Origin of the sequence: Mycobacterium sp. SMC-13, from assembly GCF_045311035.1 — a bacterium.
In the GTDB taxonomy this organism is placed as follows: domain Bacteria; phylum Actinomycetota; class Actinomycetes; order Mycobacteriales; family Mycobacteriaceae; genus Mycobacterium.
Window position 1 is genome coordinate 1 of record NZ_JBJIAI010000036.1, and the last position, 23632, is coordinate 23632.

Below are 23632 nucleotides of genomic sequence, written 5' to 3' on the forward strand. Positions count from 1 at the left end.
ACCTTCCCAACCAGCGCGCCAACGCCGGTCTTGATCGAATACCTGATTCCGTGATGATCATCCTCGGGAAGGTGCGCTCATTTTCACGCCCCCACGCCGAGGCTCATCCACAGGTTCTGATCATTCCTCTCACTAAGCCTGATTCCACCGACCGACGGTGTGGTGGCCGGTTGAGCTGATGGTCTTGATCCGGGCTGGTGGTGGGCATGACGAGGCCGCTGGTCTGTCCAGCTTTTCCTGTCGGGTTCCTGGTTGTCGGGTCGGGTGGTCGGTGGTTCAGGCGCTGGATCGGTGGCCGATGGTGTTGTGCCACAGGGTCATCCATGCTGGTTCGGCGGGCCAGTGCCGGGGTAGGTGCAGGATCGGTCGTCGTTGGGGTCGGGCCAGACGAGCCGGGATATTGACCAGGTGACGGCGCAGGGTCGCCCCGCGCGCGGTGCGGTGACGGGTCCCGGCCAGGGTCGCGGTGGCGCGCAGCAGATTGTGGGCGATCGCGGCGCAGACGGCCCAGGCACTGTTGGCGCCGAAGCGCCCGGAGGGAATGTGGGCCAAGGGGCCGTCGATGAGGTCGGCGAAGGTGGTTTCGATGATGGCGTGGCGGCGGTGGGTGATGTCGGCGTCGGTGGCCGACTCGGTGGTGTTGGTGAAAAACGGGTGATACCGCCAGATCGGGAACAGCCCGTCTTGGGGTTGGTTGGCGTCTTTGACCCGGCGCACGATCAGCCGGGCGGTGACCGCCTCATAGGTGCCGGTTTTGGCCATGGTGTAGACGGCTTCAGCGACTTCGGCATCAGAGATCCAGGCCCCGGTCTCGCGATCGAGCACCGCACCCGGGTATTTCACCGGGGTCCAGGCGTTCTCGGGAATGCTGTCGATGGCGCGTTGCACCGCGGCGTTGCGGGTCAGCACCAGCGAGAACACCGCCCCGTAGCGGCGGCATACCCGGATCACCGCCCGCGATCCATAGGCGCTGTCACCGCGCACGATGATCTGCCCGGTGACGCCGGGGTCCCGGCAGTAATGGCGCAAAAAACAACGAGGTTCGCGTAGCGCCTGGTCCGGGTAGACGGACGAGTCGTTGTTGGTGGCCGCTATCGGTGGCCGCGGTCGGGACCGAGGAGGCTGGTGATGCCGCGCATGGCCGCCGGTGAGGGTTTGAAGTAGCGGCGCAGGTTGTCGGGTTTGCGGTGGCGGGACTTGGCCATTAGCTCGAGCAGGCTGGCTCCGGCCTCGCCGAGATGCGTCAGGCCAGAATGCCGGAGTTCGTGCAGGTCCCAGCCGGTGCCGGGTCCGTTGGTGGCGGTGGCGGCATCGAGCAGGGCGCGGGCCTGGCCGTAGGACAACCTGGCCAGGCCGGTGTCGGGGCAGATGTCGCGGTCGGCGACGGCTTTGCGGGGTCCGGGTCGGCGGTGGGTGACGAACAGCGGTCCGCGGGTGCGGCCCTTGGTGAGGCGTGGCAGGAGCCGGGCGGTACCCGCGTCCCAGTACACGAGCTCGTGCGCGTACTCGTGATGGGCGGCGCCGCGGCGGCGGGTGCGGGGCTTGGCGCCCTTGGACTTCACCGGGCAGCACCGCCCGGCCAGGTCGAGGTCTTCGATGTTGACCTGGAGCAGTTCCTCGGTGCGGGCGCATGTTTCGTAGAGCATCCGCCACAGCGTCTTATCCCGCAGGTCGATGTCGCGGCGGGTGATGAGCCGGTCGATCGCGGTGCGCGAGCGCACCGGGGTGGCCGAGTCCGGCGGGGTGGAGCGTTTCACCCACGCGGGGACCGCCGGGGCGAGGTGTCCGTGCTCGCGGCACCACGCCAGCCAAGACGCGACCGCGGCGCGGCGGGCGTTCCAGGTGTTGACCGCCGCCTCGCCCCACAAAGTTTCCAGGGTTTCGCCGATCTCGTCGTCGGCGACATTGGCCAGCGGCCGGGCCTCGCCGAGCCTGGCGGTGGTCTTATCGACGGCGATGGCGTAGGAGCGGCGGGTGTTCGGGGAGCGGATCGAGTCGAGGAAGCCGTCGCCGGCGGCGCGGACGGTGATCCCGGACGACAACATTGTGACCTCCCTGGCCTGCTTGCCACAGATAACAGGGCCGCTTCGCGCACCGCCGGAGCGGAGTCGTCGCAGGCCGGGTTTCATGGTGCCACAGATAACAGGGTGTTATCTGTGGGATCAGTCGGCGGCGGGTCGGTGGACGCCGCCGGCGGCGGCGTTGACGGCTTCGGCGAGGGTGGGGTGGATGTGGATGGCGGCGGCGAGTTGGCCGTAGGTGGCGCCGCAGGTCATGGCGATGACGGCTTCGTGGACGAGGTCGCCGCCGTCGGGTCCGGCGATGTGGCAGCCGAGGATCCGGTCGGTGGCGGCGTCGGCGACGAATTTGACCAGGCCGCGGGTGTTGCCGATGGCGCGTGCTTTGGCAACGCCGGTGAAGTTCTGGCGGCCGATGATCACGTCGTAGCCGGCTGCGCGGGCGGCGGGTTCGGTCAGGCCGACGGCTCCGACTTCGGGGTCGGTGAACACCGCGTGCGGCACGACACGTCCGGTGGTGGTGCGGTCCTGGTCGCGGTAGACGGTGCGGTAGACGATGTCGGCGTCGTCGCGGGCGGTGTGGGTGAACATCGGCCCGCCCCGCAGGTCGCCGATCGCCCACACGTTGTCGGCGGAGGTGTTCAGGGTGTCGCCGACGGTGAGGAAGCCGTGCGGGTCGGGTTGCAGGTCGAGGTGTTCCAGGCCCAGGGCGTCGGTGTTGGGGGTGCGCCCGGTGGCGAGCAGCAGGTGGCTGCCGGTGATCTCGGCGGTCTCGGTGCCGGTGCAGCCGATCCGGATGTTGCCGGCCGTCCCGGCGGCGTGAGTACAGGTGGTGGCGGTCGCGACAGTGATGCCGTCGGCAGTCATGCCGTCGGCGACGGCGGCGCTGATGTCGGGGTCTTCCCCGGGCAGCAGCCGGTCGGCGCGCTGGACGATGGTGACCTCGGCGCCGAATCGCCGGAACATCTGCGCGAATTCGCAGCCGACGTAGCCGCCGCCGACGACGAGCAGGTGGGCGGGTAGTTCGGTGAGGTCGAGCAGCGTGCGGGAGGTGTAGTAGGGCACGGCATCCAAGCCGTCGATGGCCGGGAGGGTGGTGCGGGTGCCGGTCGCGAGGATGATCCGGTCCGCGGTCAGGGTGGTGCCGTCGACGGTGAGGCGCCGGTTACCGGTGAATTGTCCTGCGGCGTGGTAGAAGTCGAGGTCGGCGGATTTTTCGACGGCCCGATACGATCCGGCCCGGATGGAATCGACGAGGGTGTTCTTACGCTCCACCACGGCGGCCAGGTCGACGGTGACCGGACCGCCGACGCGGACGCCGAACTCGGCGGCGCGGCGGGCCTGATGGGCGACGGCGGCGGAGGCGATCATCGTCTTGGTGGGGATGCAGCCCCGGTTCAGGCAGGTCCCGCCGAGCAGTTCCTTCTCGACGAAGGCGACCCGGCCGTGGCGGGCGGCGCGCAGCGCCAGTGGCAGCCCGGACATTCCGCCGCCGAGCACGAGGGTGTCGTAGCGTTCGGTCATTGCGGGCGCCCTTCCTCGATGACGGTCGTCGGGGTGCAGCAGTCGACGGGTGCGGCATCGGTAACGCGGCGCCGGATCATGCGGTGAGCGAGGACGGTGACGGCGGCGGTGAGCACGGTCAGTGCCGCGATCGTCGCCATCAGTGGTGTGTGGTTCTGCAGCCAGGTGCTGGCGGTGGTGGACAGGGCCGCGAATCCGTTGGTGCCGGTGGTGTCGCCGGTGACGGCGGGCAGCCAGTACCAGGCCAGGTAGGCGCCGGTGAGGATGAGCACGGTCGCGGTGATGCGGGTGCCGTGCCGGGCGAGGGCGGCGAGATGGTGGGTGAGCGCGGTACCGGCGGCCGCGGCGGCGAGGCTGACCAGCAGCAGGATCGTCGCGGCGCCGAGGGTGTAGGCGACGAACACCGCGAGCAGCGCACCCCAGCCCGCGGTGGCCTGGGCCTGGGCGATGACGGCCAGCAGCACCCCGAACGTGCACGACAGCGACGCCGCGGCGTAGCCGATCCCGGCGAGGACGATCCCGGTTGTGCCGCCCGGCCCGGTGGCCGGGCGCAGCGCTCGGGTGGGCAGTCGCAGACCGAGCACGCGGCCGGTGAACATGACGACACCGAGCAATACCAGGGCGACACCGACGACCAGACCGAGCCACGGCGCGGCGCTGATCAGCGCGCGGGCACCGGCGCTGATGGCCAGCCCCGCCACGGCCAGGGTGCCCGCGAACCCGAGGGTAAAAGCGACGCCGGTTCGCAGCGCCCGCGCCGTGCGTACCCCGAGCGGTTCGGTGGCGGTGTCGCCGAGGGTGTGGGTGATCCAGGCCGGCAGCAGCGCGAAACCGCACGGATTGACCGGGGCGAGCATGCCCGCGGTGAACGCCAAGGCCAGCAGCCCGTTCACCGGTCCCCGGCCTTCGCCAGCGCGGCGGTGATCTGATCGGCGGACGGGTCGGCGGCCCGGTAGGCGACCGCACCGCCGGGGTCGACGACGAGCAGGGTCGACAGGGCGGCCACGGAGTACCGCTTGGTCAGGGTCGCATCGGTGTCGATGACCGCGGGCACGGTGTCGGTCCCGGTTTGCTGCTGGAAGTCGGTGACGACCTGGGCAGGTTCGGCCGGATCCATGTCGACCAGGACGAAAGCGGCGGTGTCACCGAGTTGTCGCGCAGCCTGCGACAGCGACTTCGCGCCGCCCACGCATTCACCGCAGCCGACCGAAAAGAAGAACATCGCCGTCGGCTTGCCGCTGGGCACGGTCACCGGCGCCCCGGACAGCGCGGTGACCGTGACGGGGTCGGTGGCGGCGCGGGGCGAGGCGGTGTCGGTGCCGCAGGCAGCCAGCACCGTGACCGCCAGGGCGGCGAGCGCCGCGCTCACCGTGCGTCGGGTGATCGGCGTGGTCACGGCTGGGAACTCCGATCGGTCGACGCGTTGGGCTGATGCGATCGGCGGGTGCCCAGCAGTCCGCGGACTGTCCCTCGCTGCGGCGGCTTACGACGGCGCGCGGTGTAGCCGACGGCGGCGAGGACCATCACCGCGGCGGCCACGATCGGTCCCCAACTGCGCAGCGCACCGCCGAGGGCGGTGAGCGCACCGGCCGCGATCAAGGCCGGTCCGGCGCAGCACACGATCATGGCCACGGCGGCACCCACCACCGCGAGCGGGCCGCCGATCCCCGTGGAGTTGTTGCGTACGTTCATCAATGTCCTGCTCCGTTCACACGAGCGGTGTCGATGCGGGTGCAGCAGGTCAGCGCGGCGGCGTTGTCGGCGGCGAGGGAGCGGGCCAGCATCACCAGGTCCGCGACGCGTGGGTCGCCGACGGAGTAGCGCAGCTTCTTGCCGTCACGGCGCGCGGTCACATAACCGCAGTCGGCCAGGCAGGACAGGTGCACCGACACCCGCGGCTGGGAGATCCCGGCATGCTCGACACACTCCGCGGAGGTGCGCTCGGCGGCCAAGATGAACTCCAGCAGCTTCAACCGCGTCGGATCCGACAGCGCGCGAAAGAACTTCGCCGTCGCATCCAGGTGCGTGCAGGCCGTCTCGCCACCGGGCGCGGTGACGGCGGCGGTCGTGGACCGGGGCAAGGGGATCGCCTCCACAAGAAGAAAGTTGAACTATTCGGATAAGCGCATAGTATGATGTCCGGAGATATTCGTCAACGCGAATAGCAACCTGTTCCGTGACCGGAGTCCCCCAGCAAGGAGAACCCGCCGTGACCACGACATCCCCGCGCGCCGATCTGGCGATCATCGGTTCCGGTTCGGCGGCGTTCGCCGCCGCCATCGCCGCGGTCAACCTCGGCAAACGGGTGGTGATGGTCGAGCGCGCCGCGATCGGCGGCACCTGCGTGAACGTGGGCTGCGTGCCGTCGAAGGCGCTGCTGGCCGCCGCGGAGGCCCGGCACACCGCGGCGAGCGCCGACCGGTTCCCGGGGCTGGCGGCGACCGGGGCACCGGTGGACTTCGCCGAGCTGATCGCGGGCAAGAACGCGCTGGTCGACCGGCTTCGCGGCGAGAAGTACCTCGACCTGGCCGCCGACTACGGCTGGGAGATCGTCTCGGGAACCGCCGTCTTCACCGGTACCACCGACGCACCGGTGCTGCGGGTCGAGCAGGGGGCCGATGGCCCGCGGGTGATCGACGCCGATCAGTACCTGATCGCGACCGGCGCCGCGCCGTGGGCGCCGCCGACCGACGGGCTCGCCGAGGCGGGGTATCTGACCTCGACCACCGCGATGGAGCTCGACGTCCTGCCGGGGTCGCTGATCGTGGTGGGCGGCAACGCCATCGGTCTCGAACAGGCACAGTTGTTCGCCCGGCTCGGCACCCGGGTCACGGTGATCGAGGCCCTGGATCGGCTGGCGCCGTTCGAGGAACCCGAGATCTCCCGGGCCATCGCGCAGGTGTTCGCCGACGAAGCCATCACCGTGCTCACCGGCGCCACCCTCGACAAGGCACTGGCCGAGGGCGGCGAGAAACTCGTCACCGTCCGCACCGCCGACGGGGCCACCACCGAACTGCGGGCCGCCCAGCTGCTCATCGCCACCGGCCGCCGCCCCGACACCCCCGGATTGAATCTGGCGGCGGTCGGGGTACGCACCGACGACCGCGGCGCCGTCGTCGTCGACGCCCACCAGCGCAGCAGCAACCCGCGGATCTGGGCCGCGGGCGACGTGGCCGGCGGCCCCCAATTCGTGTACGTCGCGGCGGCGCAGGGCACACTCGCCGCCGGCAACGCCCTCGGGCACGCCGGCCGCACCCTGGACTACACGGCGCTGCCGCGGGTGACATTCACCAGCCCGGCCATCGCCGCGGTCGGCCACACCGACAGCCAAGCCGCCGCAGCCGGATTACGGACCGAGTCGCGGCTGCTCACCGGTGCGAACGTGCCGCGTGCCCTGGTCAACCGGGACACCCGTGGTGTGGTCAAACTCGTCGCCGAGGCCGGGACCGGGCGGGTGCTAGGCGTGCACGCCGTCGCCGAGGGTGCCGGGGATCTGATCACCGCCGCCGGGTACGCGATCACCGCGGGCATGACCGTCGACCAGCTCGCCCGCACCTGGGCGCCGTATCTGACCATGGCCGAAGCGCTGAAACTCACCGCCCAAACCTTCACCGCCGATGTCGCCAAGCTGTCCTGCTGCGCGGGCTGAGGACCGGATCGAGCCGTCATGAACACACCGGTGATGACCATCGGAGACCTGGCCCGCCGCACCGGAGTGCCGGCGAAAGTACTACGCCGCCACCACGACCTGGGCCTGATCTACAGCCTCGGCCGCAGCCGGGCCGGATACCGGCTCTTCGACGAACACGCGCTGTGGTGCGTCGAGGTCATCGCCACCCTGCGCGGCCTCGGCCTCACGGAGGCCGAAATCCGTCAGCTCGCCGCCACCTGCGACGACAGCGCCCGGCCGGTCGGACCGCAGCTGGCCGAACTACTGGCCCGCTCCCGGACCCGGATCGAGGACCGCATCCGCGACCTCGACGAGCAGCGCCGCCGCATCGACGAGTTCGAACACCACCACCACGACGCGTTGACCCGGGCGACCAGCCACGACCGAGCCGCCGCCCCGCCGTGGGTGCCGGATCCGAGGACATGCGGCTGCGGCGCTTGACCTTCCCTGCGGTGGCAAGCCCGACACTCGATCCCACACCCGTGACTACACGCTCCGAGGGGACACCAGCGATGACGACCAACCCGTTCGCCACCACCATCGTCGACACACTGTTCGACTCCACCGCCAATACGGGAACGAACCTGATGGGCACCGCGATGCGGCTGCTCGCGGCCGGTGAACCGATCACCATCGAACAGCTCGCTACCGCCGCCGGCGCCAGCGTCGCCGACGTCGAGAACGCGCCCGCCGCCGCGGACATCGAATACGACGACCGGCACCGCATCCTCGGCTGGGGCCTGACCCTCAATCCCACCCCGCACCGGTTCACCGTCGACGGCCACCAGCTCTACACCTGGTGCGCCGCCGACACCCTGCTGTTCCCCGCCATCATCGGTCGCCCCGCCACCGTCGAATCCACCTGCGCCGCAACCGGAACCACCATCCGACTGTCCGTTGACCCGGCCTCCGGGGTCAGCGGCCTCGACCCGGCCACCGCGGTCATCTCTGTACCCGGCCCCGACGAACTCGACCCGACCCGGGTCCGCGCCACCACCTGCAACCCCGGCCGCTACTTCGCCACCGCCGTGGCGGCCGCCGACTGGCAGAGCCGGCACCCCACCGGGCTCGTGCTGCCCGTCGCCGACGCCTACGCCCAGCTGCGCCCGATCAGCGACCGCGTCCTCACCGCCACCGAACCACCACGCTGTCGCTGACCCAACCCAGGCCACCGATGTGCCCAGCTACGCCCCAGCACCCTCTCCCGGAAGGTGGTAGCCGGCGGTCAGAAGAGGGTGTCGCGGACCCGCAGCGGCCGGTACCCGGTGGGGCCGAGCTGGGCCAGTTCGGCGTCGATGTCGACCTCGATGGCGCCGAAGAAGTTGATGTTCTCGCTGTGCGCCGGAGAAATGTGCGCCAGCACCTCGTCATCGATGCGCCGCCCGGCCCGCCGCATCTGTTCGGTCGCCAGACCGTAATACTCCGTGGTCCAGGCGATGACGGCGTTGGTCGCCAACGTGAGGCACCATGCCTGTTCGGTCTGTCCCTCCAGGTGCCTCGCGCGCACGGTTCCTTCATGCGCGTAGAGCAGGTCGCGGCGGAGCGCGTGCAGGGATTCGCCCTTGTTGAGCTGGCGGGAGATCTTGCGTCGATAGCCCGGGTCGGACAGATACCGGGCGGCGTAGATCGTGCGCCGCAGCGCCCCGTACTCCTTGAGCGCCGCCGCGAGGGCGTTCTGCCGGCCCGACGCCGACAGCTTGCCGACCAGCAGCGACGCGGTGGCGTGCCCGAACTTCAGCGACCCGGCCAGCCGGAGCAGGTCGTCGTAGTGCTCGGCGATCAGATCGAGATTGCACCGCCGGGTCAAAAGCGGGCCCGCGTGCGGGAACGCGGACTCGACCTGGGCTCGCGGCGCCGCCCGGTACAGGGTGATCCGGCCCAGGTCCCGGATGCGGGGCGAGAGCTGCAACCCGAGCAGGTCGAACAGCCCGAAGTTCACCAGGGTGACGCCGTGCGTGTCGGTCGCATGCTCGGTGATCGGCAGATCCGTTGCATTGCCGAGGATTTCGTCCAGCACGTAGTGAGCTTCACGTCTCGTCGCGACGATGACCTTCGTGCCGTAGGTGGCGTGCTGATCGGTGACATGGGTATACGTGCTCAGTCCTTCGTTCGCGAAATAGCGGCTCAACGCTCTGGCAGTGACCGATTTGCCACGGGTCGGGAACCGCTGCCCATCACTGGAGGACAGGGTGCCGGCCCCGAAGATCGGGGTCAGCGGCAGGCGTTGGTGGTAGTCGATGATCGTCAGGTTCGCCGCCCGCAGCGTCTCCTCCCGCACATACCACTCCGAAGTCCAGGCCAGGATGTCGTAGGAGATGCCGGAGGCCTCCGCCATACGGGTGAGACCCAGGTTGGTGGAGTAGGCCAGCAGCACCGCGATGAGGTTGCGCTTCAACTCCGGGGTGCGGGACTGCTTACCGCCGGCGTGGGTGAAGCAGTCCAGGTAGCCGGTGCGTTTGTCCAGCTCGATCAACAGCGACACGATCGGCGCGAACGGCAGCATCTCCGTCAACTCCTGCTTCAACGCCACCGCTTCGGCCGGAACGTCTTCTGCCGACAGCGGCGAGACCACCAGGTCACCGGCCTCATCGAGACGGACCGGGCCGTCGCCGTCGGCGAGCACCTTCTCCAACTCGCTCATAGCGTCGTGCAGCTCGTCGGTGGCGGTCGCCAGGGCGCGGGCCGGATCAGCGGACTTGCCGACCAGGCGGCAGAACTCGTCACGCTGCGGCTCCCACGCCTGCGGGGTCAGCAGGTAAGCGGCCGGGTCGGCGTAGCGGCGCGACCCCGGCACGAACACGTCGCCGCTGCGCAACCCGTCCCGCAGCCCCAGCAGCACGCACAGCTCCCAGTAGTGCCGATAGGCGGTGGTGTTGCCGGCTTTGCGGGCCTCGTCGAGGTAGCCGCGCCACTTCGTCGGCACGAACCCCGTCGGCGCGTCGTCGGGCACCTTGCGGGTACCGGTCGCATTCAGCTCCCGCAGCATGTGCACCCCGATCAGCAGCTCGATCGCCGCGGTGCCGCCGGCGAACCGGACTGTCGACAGCACCTGCGGGGTGAACTGCCGCAGATAGGAGTACGAGCTGTCCAGAGCGGCCAGGTGCCCGTGATCGCGCGGCAGCCGAGGTTTGGCCTGCGCGACCGCGGCCCGCAACCGCTCCCATCCGATCCGATCGCCCCGGATCAGGCCGCCGATCTCCTCGTCAGGGATCTGCGTGTCGGTGATGATGGCCAGCAAGTCGTCGAGCAACCCCTGCCGATCCTCTCCGGCCTTACCGCGCTCGGCGAGCTCGTCGCGCATCCGGCGTTCGGCTTTGCTCAACCTGGCCGAGATCGCCTGATCGAACAGCTGCACCACCTCGTCGAGCACATCGGTGGCCGACTGAGCCAACACCGTGAGCAGGATCGGGTAGCGGCGTTGCGGATCCCGGCGTTCCAAGGCTTGGCCCGTCAAGCGTCGGCCCACAGTCGCCAGGAACCGCCGCCGCTCCGCCGGCAGCACCGACATATCCAGCTCATCCGCGCCCAGGTTGCGCAGGAACACCAGCTTCTCGACCTCGGCCTTCACCGCGGTCGCCGACGCCTCCACCGGGCCGGTCGACAACCACCGCAACCGCGACATCCCGATAGACGGGTCGGCGACCAGCAACGCATCCAGTTCCTTACACCGCTGCGGCGTGAACTCGCGCGCCAACCGGTCATAGGTCTCCCGCTGCGCCTGCGTGCGAGCATGCGCGACCCGGCGGACCACCGTGTCCGGGCCCGGCCGGATCACCCGCGCCGAGATCAGGTACTCACACGCCAGCCGGAACAACAGCGTCGGCGAATCGTGCTCCATCGCCCGCGCCAGAAGGAACTCATCCAGCTCCTTCAACTCCATCGACCCGGCAGGCCGCCACCCCAGATACTGGGCCACCAGCCGCACATGCTCGGTCCGCGTCTGCGCCCGCTTGCCATACGAACGAAGCTGCACCGCATCGACATTCAGCTGATCCGCCAACCGGGCCACCGCCACCGGCGGCGCCGACGACACCTTGTCCGGCACGAACCCCAGCCACGGCAAGGTGCACAACGCCACCGCCAGGCCCAGACGGACCGCAGGGCCCCTGCCCTGCGGAGCAACGAACGCCAGATCCGCCGGGGTCAGCGTGAAGTACCGGAACAACTCCTCACGACTGATCTCCGGGAACTCCCGCAGGCGCTGCAACTCCTCGTCCGCGAATACCCGCGTCGCCACGAACCCCAGCCTCCAAAACGCCGACCAACCTCATCGGCAGCCAAGCCAAGCACCAACCACCCCGGCCCGCAGCCCGAACCGAGAAATCACCGCCGACCAGGCGCTACGCGAACCTCGTTGTTTTTTGCGCCATTACTACCGGGACCCCATGTGTCGACGTTCTCGACAAGACGTGCATCAAAGAATGCCCGGTCGACTGCATATACGAAGGCGAACGGATGATGTACATCCACCCCGCCGAGTGCATCGATTGCGGGGCGTGCGAACCGGTCTGCCCCGTGGAGGCGATCCACTACGAGACCGACCTCCCCGACGGTGTACGGCACTATCAGCAGATCAATGCCGACTTCTTCTCCGAAATCGGCTCTCCCGGTGGCGCCCGCCGCGTCGGGAAGCTCAGCGCCGATCCCCCTATCGTCAAGAACCTGGAGCTAAGGAGCGGCACCGGGGGGCGGTAGCGTTCCCGGCGCTGCGGCCGTCGGTCAGAGCTACGCCATGGTTCAGAGCTACGCCATGGTAAGGCCGCCGCTCACCGACAGCGTCTGTCCGGTGATGAACCCCGCGTCGTCGGAAGCGAGGAACGCGACCGCGGCGGCGACCTCCTCCGGCCGGCCCAGACGCTTCATCGGCACCGCCCGGGTCATCGCACCGATCACCTTGTCTGCATCGGCTTGGCCGCGGACGATCTCTTGTAGCAAAGGGGTGTCGGTCGGGCCGGGGCACACGGTGTTGGCGGTTACCCCCGCGCGGGCGACCTCGCGAGCGATCGTCTTCGTGAATGCGATCACAGCGCCCTTGGCCCCCGAGTACACCGACTCCAGCGACGAACCGACACGACCGGCGTCCGAGCCGATGTTGACAATCCGCCCCCACCCCGCCTCGATCATCGCCGGAAGCACGTCGTGCGTGGTCCGAAGCACGCCCTTGTAGTTGATCTCGATGACGCGCTGCCAGAACTCCTCGTCGGTATCGACAAAGGGCTTGAGCTCGTCCCACCCAGCGTTGTTGACCAGGATGGAGATCGATCCCAGCTTCTGGCGAACCTCGTTGAGGCCCTCCTTCACCGACGCCGGGTCGGTGACATCCACGGCGACGGGCACGGCGGTGCCGCCGGCTGCGGTGATCGTCGCCGCGGTCTCCTTAGCCTCGTGGTCGCGCAGATCGACCACCGCGACGTGGCGGCCTTGCCGGCCTAGCGCTAACGCGATCTCGCGTCCGATTCCTCTAGCGGCGCCGGTGACGACGGCGACACGTGCCTGCATGCTCATTCTCCGATCGTTTCTCCGTTACGACGTCCAGAGTCCATATACTTTACAATGACGATGATCATCCCGATTTGGATCGTCCTCGCCGATTTCACTCCGTGACCGCGCCGGTCGCCCGCAGCGTTTCGATCTCGTCCGGGGAAAGGCCGATCTCGTCGAGAATTTCGCGAGTGTGCTGCCCGGGCCGGGTAACGACCGATCCCGCGGTTGGCTTCCACGCGCTCATGCGCGGCAGCGGGCCAACCACACCCGGCGCGTCCAGCAACCCTCTGCGCTGCGCTGCGTCGAACGCGTCGGGCAGCGACCTCACGGGAGCCACCGCGGTGTCGACCTCTTCCAGCCGGGCCAGCCATTCCGCGAGCGAGGCAGCGGAGAAGGTCTTCTCGAATGCGGCCCGCAGCTCGCCCCATCGAGACTGGTCGGCATAAGCCGAGATCAGGTCGGGGCGGCCGAGTGCTGTGCAGAGGTTCGCGAAGAACTTCGGCTCCAGAGCAGCCACCGACAGCCATTGCCCGTCGGCCGTGCGATAGCAGTCATAGAAGGGGACCGCCCCCGACAGCAGGCCCCGGCCCCACGACGGATCCGGCGCCGACGCCAGCGTCCACGACTGGACCACCTGCAGCAGGCCGAGCAGCCCCTCATACATCGACACGTCGATGTGAGTTCCCCGGCCGCTGGCCTGGCGGCCCAGGAGGCCGGCCAGGATGCCGAACGCGGCCAGCAAACCTCCTGCGGCGAAGTCGGCCACCACGTTGACGGGTATGCCCGGACGCTGGCCATCGCGTGTCGTCGCCGACAGCAGGCCCGACTCGGCGATGTAGTTGAGATCGTGACCGGCGCGCATCGCCAGCTCCCCGGATTGCCCATAGCCGGTCAGCGAGCAATAGACGATCGCCGGGTTCCGCGCGGCGACCGTGTCGTAGCCCAATCCGAGCCGCTCGCAGGTTCCCGGCCGGAATCCCTCGACGAAGACGTCACTGCGCTGCGCCAGTTGCAGGGCGATCTCCAGGGCTTGCGGTTGCTTGAGGTCCAGCACGAGTGATCGTCGGGAGCGATACAGCGGATTGATGCCCTGTCGGCGCGCGCGCTCACCACCGTAACCGGGTAGCGCGCCAAGACCGCTGCCGCTTCGCGCGGCGGCCGGGGCTTCCACCGTGATCACCTCCGCGCCGAGGTCGCCGAGCAGCATGGTGGCAAACGGCCCTGGGGCCAGCGCGGACAGGTCGAGGATGCGTACCCCGGACAGCGGGCCGGTCGGATCGCTCATGCCGTTCCCTCAGCTGCGCGTTCTGCGGTTGACGGTGCGGTGTCAGCCGGCGTACCTGGCGCCGGCGGCCGATGGCGAGCTGAGGTCCCGTCTTCGTTACGCGCGTGACCTGCCAGGTCCTTGATGGCGATGTCTCGAAGGAGCGCTTTGTCGACCTTTCCGCCGGCATTGGTCGGCAGCTCATCGAGCACGATGAATCTTTCGGGCAGCTTGGCCTTGGCGAGCTGGCGGTCGAGCAGAAACGAGCACAGATCGTCGAGCCGGGGGTGAGAGCCTAAAGCGGGCACCACTGCGGCGCAGGCCCGCTCGCCCAGCCGCTCATCGGGGATTCCCACGATCGCTACGCCAGCCACGTCAGGGTGCTCGAGCAGCAGCTCCTCGACTTCCCGCGGGAAGATGTTGGTGCCTCCCCGCAAGATCATGTCCTTGATGCGCCCCACGATGCGTAGGTATCCGCGGTCATCGAACTCACCGACGTCACCGGAGTGGAAGAAACCCTGATCATCCCAAGCCTGCCGGTCGTAGTCGGGCTCGTTGAGATAGCCGTATGACTTGTTGGGCCCACGCCAGCACAGTTCACCAGCGTCGCCCGGCGGCACGGGGTTGCCGTCCGCGCCGAGCAACACCACCTCGACACCGGGGCAGACCGAGCCGACGGTCGTGTGGCGTAGCTCGTCTGGATCGTCGATCGACGTGATGGCGGGCACTCCCCCATCGGTGGCGCCGTAAATGGTTTGCACGCGGCAGCCCATCCGTGATTCGAGGTCGCGCGCGGTGGACTGTGGCAGCGGGGCGCCCGCGTTGTTGAATCGGGTGAAGTGGGACAGGTCATACTGCTCGAGCGGGAACTCCAGCATCATGATCATCTGGGTGGGCACGGCGGTCGCGTAGGTGCACTGCTCCCGGATGATCAGGTCCAGTGCGGCCTGCGGCTTCCAGGTTTCCAGCAGCGCGGTCGTCGCACCCACCAACAGTGGTGCCAGCACGGGAAAGACGTAGCCGGTCGAGCCCGTGCTGGCCGGTGCGATGGCGGCGGCGACGTCGTCGGCACCGAGGTGGAGGCGGCGGCCCATATGGTGGACGAGCAGGGCGACCAGGTCATTCGAACTCCACACCGACGCCTTGGGGATACCGGTCGTTCCCGACGAGGACATCACGTGTGCGGGCGCATCGGCGCTCGGCCGATGCTCGTCGAGCTCGCCGGCGGTCAGAGGCGCCGAGTTGGCTGCCAGCGATTCCAGCGAACCGCTTCGGGCGGTCAACACGTGTTTGAGGTCGGGCAGCCCGTCACGCAGCGTTTCCGCCAGGCCGACGTAGTCGAAGCCGCCGTTATCGTTGAGGACGATCAGCATCGAAGCCCGTACCGTGCCCAGCAGAGACCGCAGCTCGGCGCCGCGCCAGCCGGTGCTCACCGGCAGGAACAGCGCGCCGATCCTGTTGCACGCCAGGTGCAGTGCCGGCAGCAAAACGCAGCCGGGCAGGTGGATGGCGACCGGGTCGCCGGGCTCGACACCGTGATCGAGCAGGACCCGCGCAAGGCGCAGCGACAGGTCCCTGAGTTGGGCGTATGTCAGCTTTTCGCGGGAATCGATGACCGCAGTCTTTTCGGGATGCCGTTGTGCGTGGTCGTCGACGACGTCCGCGATCGTCTGGTCGCCCCACACGCCGATCTCACGGAAGCGGCCCGGGGCCGAGGCGGGCTGCATCCAAGGAATGTGGCGGTCGATCATATCGTGGCTCCTTCGCAGAGACTGTGTTGTGGACCTGAGTTGGGATGTCGACTGTGCGTGCCGGTGTCGGCGGGCTCCCGGGCGCACCACTCGATACGTGCGGGTCATCCTGGTGTTCGCCCGGCCGGGCTCGGGGTGCCGGCCGCGGCGTCCGTCGGGGCGTCGTGTGCCAGGGGGTGGGCGTGATCGAGCATGGCGGCCAGATCCGGGGTTTTGACCCGGGGGCTTCCTCGGCGCCGACCTGCTTGGATTTCGTGGGAGTCCAGCCGTAGCCATCCCGCCCAGTCCACGACGTTGACTGCGCGGTGCTCGAGCAGTTCGATGACCGTCCGGCGGTGGTCGTGTCTCGGCGGTGCGAGGCCGGGCAGGTCGGCCAGCAGGTTCTTGACGGTCTCGGCGGCGTCGGCTCGATTGGTGCCGATCACGCCACTGGGGCCGCGCTTGGCCCAACCGGTCACGTACTCGCCCGGCAGGAAATGGCCCTGTCCGTCCACTAGGCGGCCCCCTTGGTTGCGGATGGTTTGCGTACCGCTGTCGTAGGGCAAGTCGGCTACCGGACGCACCTGGTAGCCGACGGAATGCAGCACCAGGTTCACGTCGAGCACCTCGTACTGGCCTGAACCGCGCGCCTGGCCGTCGTCGGTCAGTTCGTTGCGTTCGACAACCAGGGCATTGACGTGGTCGTCGCCGAGGATAGCGACAGGGCTCCGGAGGAATCTCAGGTGCAGTCTCCTCGGTTTGCCCTGCAGCGGCCGATCCGCCCACTGCCGCAGCGTTGAGACCATGCGTTCGAGCTGGGGCCTTCCCAACAGCTCGGCTCGCTCGCTTTCGCTCAACGCCAATTCGGTCGGATCGATGATGAGATCGGCGTTGGACAGCTCGCCGAGTTCGCGAAGTTCGACCGGTGTGAATTTCATCTGCGCGGGGCCGCGTCGGCACAGCAGATAGATGTCGGTGATGGCGCTGGAGCCAAGTGCGGTGACGACCCGGTCGGGCACGTCGGTGGCGGCGATCTCCTCGGCGCTGCGCGCGAGCACTCGCGCGACATCGAGGGCGACGTTGCCGGCCCCCACCACGGCCACGCCCCGACCGTGCAGTGGGAAGTTGCGGTCGGCGGCGTCGGGATGTCCGGAATACCAGCCGACGAATTCTTTGGCCGCAAAGCTGCCCGGCAGGCGGCTACCGGGTACGTCCAGCACTCGGGCGTCTTCCGCGCCAAAAGCGTAGATGACGGCGTCGTAAAATCCTCGCAACTCGTGTCGGCTGATATCACGGCCGACAGAGACGTTCCCCAGAAAACGGACCGTGGCTGAATGGGCGGTGAAGGGTGCGCCCAGAACGCGGGCGACCGACTTGATCTTCTGGTTATCCGGCGCGACTCCGTACCGGACGAGCCCGAACGGCGAGGGCAGCCGTTCGAACACGTCTATCTTCACCGGGTGACCCGACTCCACAAGTTCGGTCACCGCGTACAGGCCGGCCGGCCCCGCACCCACCACAGCGATGCGTGCCGGTCCGCGGGCCTCGCCGCCGGGGGCGACGGTGTGCGTCACGCCGACCTCGGAGCGTGCTGACCGGTCTGGCTGCGCGTCAGAGCCGTACATCGATGTGGGGAACCGCATCGGAGGCTAATTGTCATCACGTTATTGAGGTACCTCTTCCCGTTCTCTTCTTCCCGTCCGGCGTACAAAACTCCTGGTCCGTGGCCAGTGAACTGGCAAGACTGCTTGCCGATGATCGGCGGTGCGACAGAATCCAGGAATCGTTTTCCTTGCCAGCGGTGTGGGTATGACCTATGAGCATAGTGCTTAATGACATGAGTCACATCAACGATGACTTGTGTCAACACCGACAACGGCGACGGGGCCCTTCGATCGACACAACAGTCTGGGCAGCCGGCGTCGACGCGCGGATCAAGATCGATGTGATTAGGTCGACGAAGGGAGTTTCGTGAAGACTCGGGCAGCCGTGCTCCATGGGCAGAACGAGCAGTTCAAGGTGCAGGAGGTGGATCTCGACCCGCCGGGCCCGCACGAGGTGCGGGTGCGCCTGGCGGCGACCGGCCTCTGCCACAGCGACTACCACCTGGTGACAGGCGATCTTCCGATGCCGTATCCGGTGATCGGCGGCCACGAAGGGGCCGGGGTCATCGAAGAGGTCGGCGCCGAGGTCACGGCGGTCGAACCGGGCGATCATGTGGTGTTGTCGTTCATCCCCGCGTGTGGGCACTGCCGCTCGTGTGCGGTCGGACACTCCAACCTTTGCGACCTGGGTGCCAACATCCTGGCCGGTCCGCAGCTCGACGGGACCTACCGATTCCACGTGGGAGCGCAAGGCGCTGGCCAGATGTGCTTGCTGGGAACGTTTGCCGAGCACACCGTGGTGCCTGATGTTTCCGTCGTCAAGATCGATCGGAGCGTTCCGCTGCGCACCGCAGCCCTGATCGGGTGCGGCGTGCCCACCGGCTACGGGGCGGCAGTCAACAAGGCCAAGGTGCGGCCCGGTGAATCCGTGGTCGTCTGGGGCGCCGGGGGAATCGGCATGAACGCGATCCAGGGGGCCGCTACGTCGGGCGCCCGCGTCGTCGTGGCCGTCGAACCGGACGAGGCCAAGCGCAAACTCGCCTACGAAGTGTTCGGCGCGACACACGTCGTCGATCCGACCGCCGTCGACCCGGTCGACGCGGTGTTGGAGGCCACCTGGAACAGGGGGGCCGACGTGTCCATCGCCACGCCCGGCGTTCTGACCCAGGCGATCCTCGCACAAGCGCTGCAGGCGCTGGGGAAAGGCGGGCGGGCCGTCCTGGTCGCCGTGCCGCCCGCCGGCGCCGACCACCTACCCATCGCTCCCTTCGACGTTGTGATGTTCGAACGCCAGATCCTGGGCACCGTGTATGGCAGCAGCAACCCGTTCTCCGACATTCCCCAGCTGATCGACCTCTATCAATCCGGCAAATTGAAACTCGATGAGCTGGTGACCAACACCTACTCGCTTGATCAAATCAACGAGGGGTACGAGGCCATGCTCGCGGGTCGCAACATCCGCGGGTTGGTCATTCTGTCGGACGACTAGCAGCCCAAGTGGAGAGCTGATTCCGCCCTGCAGTGCAAAGTTGTCTCGGCCACGGCCGCGACGCAAAACCGATAGCCGTTCGTGAAGATTGGAGCGAATTCAACAATGACGACACATGGGCCATGCCCGCTGCCACTCACTGGCACCTGCGGTTTATGGCCTGGACGACGAAGGAAAGTCCGTCGTGATCGTCAATCCCGTTCCGCCAGAGTTGGTCAACGAAGCAGAGGAAGGCGCGCAGGCGTGCCCCGAACACGCGATCACAGTTCGCTACCACGATTGACAGCTCGTCACCAGCTGACCAAAACCGTCTTACAACCAGCAAAGCGAGACCCAAGATGACAATGACGGCACCGCTGAAATCCGATGTGCGATGGCGCTTCGAGCAATACATCGGCGGGACATGGCGTCCCTCCGTCAGTGGCAAACGCAGGCAGGTCATCGACCCGGCCACCGCGACCGTCGTCGGCGATGTCGCCGACGGAGGGATCGCCGACGTCGAGGCGGCGGTCGCGTGTGCCCGCACGGCCTTCGACGAGGGCCCCTGGGCCGGCCTGGACGTGCGAAGCAGGGTCCGAGCGCTGCAGCCAGCCATCGACTACCTGGTCGAAAACCAGGACGCCCTCCTGGAAGCGGAAATCGCCGAATGCGGATCTCCGATCAAGACGGCGAGCGCTCTGCACGTCGGATTCGCCTTGGCCCACAGCCAGTACTTCCTCGATATGGCCCCAAGCGTGCGTCTGGAGCAGCCATTGGGGTTCCATTCGCCGCCGTTTAGCGTCAGTCACGTCGTACGGGAACCCGAGGGCGTCGTCGCGGCCATCACCCCGTTCAACTTCCCGCTCTTGTTGGCCGTGTGGAAAGTCATTCCCGCACTGCTGATGGGCAACAGCGTCGTGCTCAAGCCCAACCCACGCACGCCGCTGTCGGCGATGCTACTGGCTGAAGCATTGTCGCGCACAGATCTTCCCCCCGGGCAATTCAACGTCGTCACCGGGGACGTCGAAGTGGGCCAATACCTCGTCGAAAGCGCTCTGGTGGACCATGTCACGTTCACCGGCAGCACCGGGGTCGGGCGGAGCGTCGCCGCCGGGGCTGCGCAAACGTTGAAGAACGTCACCCTAGAGCTCGGCGGAAAGTCGCCGTCAGTCATCCTGCCCGACGCTGACTTCGATCTCGTCGTCGACGGCGTGCTGTTCGGCGTCAACTTCTACGCCGGGCAGTGCTGTGAAGCGGGCAGCCGGGTCTTCGTGCCACGCGGGCGCGAAGAGGAACTCATCGACCGGCTGGTGCGGCGGGCCGCCACGATCAGACTCGGAGACACGCGCAACCCGCAGACCGACCTCGGCCCGGTGATCTCGGCCGAGAAAGCCGCCGAGCTGGAGCGCGTCGTCAATGACGCCGCGGCCGCCGGCGCCACAGTGGCGTGTGGTGGTCGTCGTGCCGACATCGGCGACGGCTACTTCTTCCAGCCGACAGTGATCCACAACGTCAACAACGACATGCCGATCGCCCGTCAGGAGCTTTTCGGCCCCGTGCTGTCGGTCATCGGGTACGACTCCGTCGACGACGCGGTGCGCCTGGCCAACGACACGATATACGGCTTGGCAGCGACGGTGTGGTCCACCAACATGGTCAACGCCTACGAAATCAGCCGCCGGTTACGCGCCGGCACGGTCTGGATCAATGACCACCACCAGTTGCGCCCCGACGCACCGTTCGGCGGATACCGGCAAAGCGGCATCGGCCGCGAACTCGGAGACGACGGATTCCTCGATTTCACCGAAGCCAAACACATCTACATGAGCCTGACGAATGATCGCCAGTCGCGCTTCTGGTCCCTAATCCTGCCCGCTGAGGAATAGGAGCGGGGGCCGCCCACCGCCTAGCGTCGCCGACCGCGGTGCAGGTGTCGCTTCCCGCTGGCCCGGTCGACCAACACCTCGTCGGCCAATCATCGTCAGCAACCGCTTCGCCTCGTCCGCGCCAATTCGCTACCCGGCCCTGCAGCGTGTTAACCGCTGTTAGCATTGCTGTTGGCCGCGGTGGGACCACGCGAGTTCAGGGCACAAGCAGGCGACGCCGGCCCATGTGGTTTCACCCAAGAGGAAGGGGCACGGTGAGCGGAGCGATCGTTACTCAACGGACTCGGGGAAGCGAACGTCGTGAGCGGATTCTGGCCGCGGCCGCCGAGCTCATCGCCGAGCGGGGATATCACGCCGTGTCGATGACGGATCTCGGTGTGGCGGCTGGAATCGTGGGACCGGGAATCTACCGGCATTTCGACAGCAAGGCCGCCGTGCTCGCGTCGCTGTTCGAGCGGGTGATCGACGCGCTGCTGGAGCGGGCCTCGACCATCGTGGACCAGGCTCGTGATGAGCGTGAGGCGTTGACTGGGCTGGTCGCCGACCATGTCTCGCTGGTGATCAACGATCGGGAGCTGGCGATTGTCTATTACCGCGAGTTGCATAACTTGTCCGATGAGCAGCGGCGCCGCCTGCGACGTAAGCAGCGACTGTATCTCGAGGAATGGGTGCACGTGGTCGCGGAGTTGCGGCCGGAGCTTGATGAGGCCGACGTCCGCGCGGTCGTACATGGTGCGATCGGCGCGATCCAGTCGATCCTTCACTACCGCGACACCGGCCTGCCCCCCGAGCGGGTCGCTGCCCGTCTGGCCGCCATGGGTTACGCGGTGCTCGGCATAGCAGCCAGCGACGACCTGCCCAGGATTGTGAACGATGACTAACATTTGTGCGTGTGACGGTGTGCGTCGGGACCGCGACAGGAGGAACACAGCCATGGCCGAGGCGCCGGGGGCCGTTCAGCGGCAGGCCTGGGTCGACGGCGTGTTGCCGCCGGTCGAGCAGGTGCGACCGGGATTGTGGTCGATCCCGGTGCCAATCCCGGACAATCCGTTGCGATACGTGCTGGTGTATGCGTTCGAGCTGCCTGACGGGGTCGCCATCGTCGACGCCGGCTGGGACACCGAGGAAGCGTGGACGGCCCTCGTCGAGGGACTGTCCAAGGCCGGATGCGACATCACCGACGTCTCTGCGGTGCTGATCACGCACGTCCACCCCGACCACTACGGATTGGCTGGGCGGGTGCGCGAGCATTCCGGAGCATGGGTCGGGGTGCACCCGGCCGATGCCGCGGTGTTGCCCACCCGCTACGGCGAGGTAGAACCTCTCGTGGCGAGTATGCGGGACCTCTTGGTGGACTGCGGGGTGCCCGAGGTCGAGTTGGACGAACTGAGCTCGGCGTCGCTTGGAATCCGGCAGTTCGTCCGGCAGGCCGAACCGGACCGGTTCATCGACGATGGCGATCGTCTCCCGTTGCCGGGCTGGAACCTGCGCGCGATCTGGACGCCCGGCCATTCGCCCGGGCATCTCTGCTTCGCCGAGCCCGACCGCAGGCTGATGCTGACCGGCGATTGTGTGTTGCCGCGGATCACCCCGAACATCTCCGTGCATCCCCAGCAAGCCGCCAATCCCCTCGCCGACTTCCTCGCCTCGCTGGCCAAACTGCGTGGATATCAACCCGACGAGGTGCTTCCCGCCCACGAATACCGCTTCGACGCGTTCACAACCAGGCTGGACGAACTTTTCGCCCATCACCGCACGCGCCTTGGTGAGATCGAACGCGCGGTGGCCGACTGCCCTGGGGCAACCTGCTGGCAGATCACCACCCGCCTGGGGTGGTCGCGGCCCTGGGCTCAGGTACCCAACTTCATGCGCCGGGCCGCCAACGGTGAAACACTGGCCCATCTGGCGCTCTTGGCGGCAGAGCACCGCGTAGAACCGATGCGTGACACCGTCACCACATGGTGGCCGAAGCAGTGACCCGCGATCCTGTATCCGACGGCCTCGACATTGCGCCTTCAGGCACCGCCCATGTCCGTGGCTGTGCCGTCAGCTCCGACAACACCACAGGCGTGAGGCCGACGGCCGATGTACCGTGTCGCTTCGATGTGCGGGATCTGGCCCGCTCTGGCTACCCGTAGTCGGCGACCACGACGGTGCGGTCGAAACTGTTCTCCGACCACACGCCGATGTGAGTGTGGGCGCAATCGGACATGATGGCGAGATATGCCGCGTTGTCATACCACCGGCTAATCAACTCCACACCGCTGATCGCTAGGGCCGGATTGATCGCCACCGTTTCGGCCACCCGACCCTGGAAACCGGCTGCGTCGGCGCGGTCTTGCGGCGTCGAACCGTCAGACCCGATATCACCGTTGAGGTCGCGATTGTTCAGCACATCCCGGGCGTGCCATTCGGCGGCACGTTGCAGTTGCGGGATGATCGTGACGTCGTTGGTGCAGCCTGCCTGGTGCTGAATGGTGTACACGTTGGCGACCACCGCGTCGTTGAGTCGTTTGTTGTCGCCGTGTGCGATCGGCATGCCAACCACAGCACCGACGGCGACGACCACCACGGCCGGCACGGTCAACAGCAAATGCCGCATGTTCATCTCCTCGACGTCAGCCGTCATCTCTAGGCGGCGGCCAGTCGTGTGCAGCCGAGTTCCTCAGGCGCCAGATCAACGCCGGGCAGAGTTCGTTGACCGACTGGGTGATCAGATAGGAGGCCTGATAGTCGTCGGCGGTGTGGAAATCAGCCTGCAGATCGCCGATAAGCTGCCCGTAGCCTTCGCCGCCGGACAGCTTGTCGCAAATGCCGTAACCGTAGCCTAAGGCCGCGTCGGCGTTCGGAAAGCCGTAGCCGGGCCGCACGGTCACGTTGACCAGATAGGCCACCGGGTCGGCATGAGCGTGAGGTGCCTGCGCAGTTGCCACACCGAGCCCTGCCGCCCAGCACATCGCCATGCATACGGTCTGAATGTTGCG

At 67.7% G+C, this 23632-nt stretch carries 21 protein-coding genes and 2 pseudogenes; 9 read left to right on the top strand and 14 right to left on the bottom strand.

Features of this window, described 5'->3' with window-relative positions:
* Positions 1-276: 276 nt before the first annotated feature.
* The 7 genes and pseudogenes from ACJH6I_RS29280 to ACJH6I_RS29310 form a co-directional block, all read right to left on the bottom strand.
* A pseudogene (locus ACJH6I_RS29280) lies at positions 277-1014 on the bottom strand (transposase); the annotation flags it as partial.
* A gap of 77 nt (positions 1015-1091) precedes the next feature.
* A complete protein-coding gene (locus ACJH6I_RS29285; RefSeq protein WP_017682183.1) occupies positions 1092-2045 on the bottom strand; it encodes a site-specific integrase in 954 nt (317 codons plus the stop codon).
* Between the two features lie 117 nt (positions 2046-2162).
* Complete coding sequence (locus tag ACJH6I_RS29290) at positions 2163-3542, bottom strand: NAD(P)/FAD-dependent oxidoreductase (protein ID WP_010596918.1); 1380 nt, start codon at positions 3540-3542, stop codon at positions 2163-2165.
* Complete coding sequence (locus ACJH6I_RS29295; protein ID WP_010596917.1) at positions 3539-4435, bottom strand: cytochrome c biogenesis CcdA family protein; 897 nt, start codon at positions 4433-4435, stop codon at positions 3539-3541. Before ACJH6I_RS29295 ends, ACJH6I_RS29290 begins: the two co-directional genes overlap by 4 nt.
* Positions 4432-4938: a TlpA disulfide reductase family protein gene (locus ACJH6I_RS29300; protein ID WP_010596916.1), complete on the bottom strand. Its 507-nt coding sequence runs from the start codon at positions 4936-4938 to the stop codon at positions 4432-4434. Before ACJH6I_RS29300 ends, ACJH6I_RS29295 begins: the two co-directional genes overlap by 4 nt.
* On the bottom strand, positions 4935-5234 hold the full coding sequence (locus tag ACJH6I_RS29305) for a hypothetical protein (protein WP_010596915.1): 300 nt from the start codon (positions 5232-5234) through the stop codon (positions 4935-4937). Before ACJH6I_RS29305 ends, ACJH6I_RS29300 begins: the two co-directional genes overlap by 4 nt.
* Positions 5234-5623, bottom strand: a complete 390-nt coding sequence (locus ACJH6I_RS29310) for a helix-turn-helix transcriptional regulator (RefSeq protein ID WP_026138108.1) — start codon at positions 5621-5623, stop codon at positions 5234-5236. The genes ACJH6I_RS29305 and ACJH6I_RS29310 overlap by 1 nt, the downstream gene beginning before the upstream one ends.
* 128 nt (positions 5624-5751) lie before the next feature.
* On the opposite strand from ACJH6I_RS29310, the gene merA reads away from it, so the two are divergent.
* The 3 genes from merA (at position 5752) to merB (ending at position 8369) form a co-directional block, all read left to right on the top strand.
* Positions 5752-7191 (top strand): mercury(II) reductase, encoded by a 1440-nt coding sequence (merA, locus tag ACJH6I_RS29315; RefSeq protein ID WP_010596913.1) that lies wholly within the window; start codon positions 5752-5754, stop codon positions 7189-7191.
* A gap of 18 nt (positions 7192-7209) precedes the next feature.
* Entirely contained in the window at positions 7210-7653 is a 444-nt protein-coding gene (locus ACJH6I_RS29320) for a MerR family transcriptional regulator (protein ID WP_010596912.1), read from the top strand.
* Positions 7654-7724: 71 nt separating this feature from the next.
* Positions 7725-8369, top strand: a complete 645-nt coding sequence (gene merB / locus ACJH6I_RS29325; RefSeq protein ID WP_010596911.1) for an organomercurial lyase MerB — start codon at positions 7725-7727, stop codon at positions 8367-8369.
* Between the two features lie 68 nt (positions 8370-8437).
* Here the strand turns inward: merB and ACJH6I_RS29330 are convergent, their stop codons facing one another.
* Positions 8438-11449: a Tn3 family transposase gene (locus tag ACJH6I_RS29330; RefSeq protein ID WP_017682184.1), complete on the bottom strand. Its 3012-nt coding sequence runs from the start codon at positions 11447-11449 to the stop codon at positions 8438-8440.
* A gap of 131 nt (positions 11450-11580) precedes the next feature.
* Between ACJH6I_RS29330 and fdxA the strand changes: the two genes are divergently transcribed.
* Complete coding sequence (gene fdxA, locus ACJH6I_RS29335) at positions 11581-11907, top strand: ferredoxin (RefSeq protein WP_255251185.1); 327 nt, start codon at positions 11581-11583, stop codon at positions 11905-11907.
* Between the two features lie 48 nt (positions 11908-11955).
* Here fdxA and ACJH6I_RS29340 read toward each other — a convergent pair whose 3' ends face one another.
* The 4 genes from ACJH6I_RS29340 to ACJH6I_RS29355 all read right to left on the bottom strand — a co-directional run bounded on the left by ACJH6I_RS29340 (position 11956) and on the right by ACJH6I_RS29355 (position 17333).
* The gene (locus tag ACJH6I_RS29340; RefSeq protein WP_047040173.1) at positions 11956-12711 is read right to left on the bottom strand and encodes an SDR family NAD(P)-dependent oxidoreductase; all 756 of its coding nucleotides are present in this window, start codon (positions 12709-12711) and stop codon (positions 11956-11958) included.
* Between the two features lie 94 nt (positions 12712-12805).
* A complete protein-coding gene (locus ACJH6I_RS29345; RefSeq protein ID WP_047040135.1) occupies positions 12806-13981 on the bottom strand; it encodes a CaiB/BaiF CoA-transferase family protein in 1176 nt (391 codons plus the stop codon).
* The gene (locus ACJH6I_RS29350; protein ID WP_158230620.1) at positions 13978-15711 is read right to left on the bottom strand and encodes an AMP-binding protein; all 1734 of its coding nucleotides are present in this window, start codon (positions 15709-15711) and stop codon (positions 13978-13980) included. The genes ACJH6I_RS29345 and ACJH6I_RS29350 overlap by 4 nt, the downstream gene beginning before the upstream one ends.
* Positions 15712-15815: 104 nt before the next feature.
* Positions 15816-17333, bottom strand: a complete 1518-nt coding sequence (locus tag ACJH6I_RS29355) for an FAD-dependent oxidoreductase (RefSeq protein ID WP_198419699.1) — start codon at positions 17331-17333, stop codon at positions 15816-15818.
* A 328-nt stretch (positions 17334-17661) separates the two neighbouring features.
* Between ACJH6I_RS29355 and ACJH6I_RS29360 the strand changes: the two genes are divergently transcribed.
* From ACJH6I_RS29360 to ACJH6I_RS29380, 5 genes are all read left to right on the top strand, one after another.
* Positions 17662-18783 carry an NDMA-dependent alcohol dehydrogenase gene (locus ACJH6I_RS29360; protein ID WP_047040138.1) on the top strand — a complete coding sequence of 374 codons (1122 nt, stop codon included), beginning with the start codon at positions 17662-17664 and terminating at the stop codon, positions 18781-18783.
* 115 nt (positions 18784-18898) lie between these two features.
* Entirely contained in the window at positions 18899-19066 is a 168-nt protein-coding gene (locus tag ACJH6I_RS29365; protein ID WP_075909487.1) for a ferredoxin, read from the top strand.
* A 55-nt stretch (positions 19067-19121) separates the two neighbouring features.
* Positions 19122-20648, top strand: coding sequence for an aldehyde dehydrogenase (locus ACJH6I_RS29370; RefSeq protein ID WP_080989703.1), 1527 nt, complete (start codon positions 19122-19124; stop codon positions 20646-20648).
* 254 nt (positions 20649-20902) lie between these two features.
* Positions 20903-21529 carry a TetR/AcrR family transcriptional regulator gene (locus tag ACJH6I_RS29375; RefSeq protein ID WP_232530502.1) on the top strand — a complete coding sequence of 209 codons (627 nt, stop codon included), beginning with the start codon at positions 20903-20905 and terminating at the stop codon, positions 21527-21529.
* 52 nt (positions 21530-21581) lie between these two features.
* Positions 21582-22625, top strand: coding sequence for an MBL fold metallo-hydrolase (locus ACJH6I_RS29380; RefSeq protein ID WP_047040146.1), 1044 nt, complete (start codon positions 21582-21584; stop codon positions 22623-22625).
* Between the two features lie 154 nt (positions 22626-22779).
* On the opposite strand, the pseudogene ACJH6I_RS29385 reads toward ACJH6I_RS29380, so the two are convergent.
* Both ACJH6I_RS29385 and ACJH6I_RS29390 read right to left on the bottom strand, forming a co-directional pair.
* Positions 22780-23187 (bottom strand): annotated as a pseudogene (locus tag ACJH6I_RS29385) (CAP domain-containing protein); the annotation flags it as partial.
* A gap of 79 nt (positions 23188-23266) precedes the next feature.
* Entirely contained in the window at positions 23267-23611 is a 345-nt protein-coding gene (locus ACJH6I_RS29390) for a DUF732 domain-containing protein (protein WP_047040178.1), read from the bottom strand.
* Positions 23612-23632: the final 21 nt, after the last annotated feature.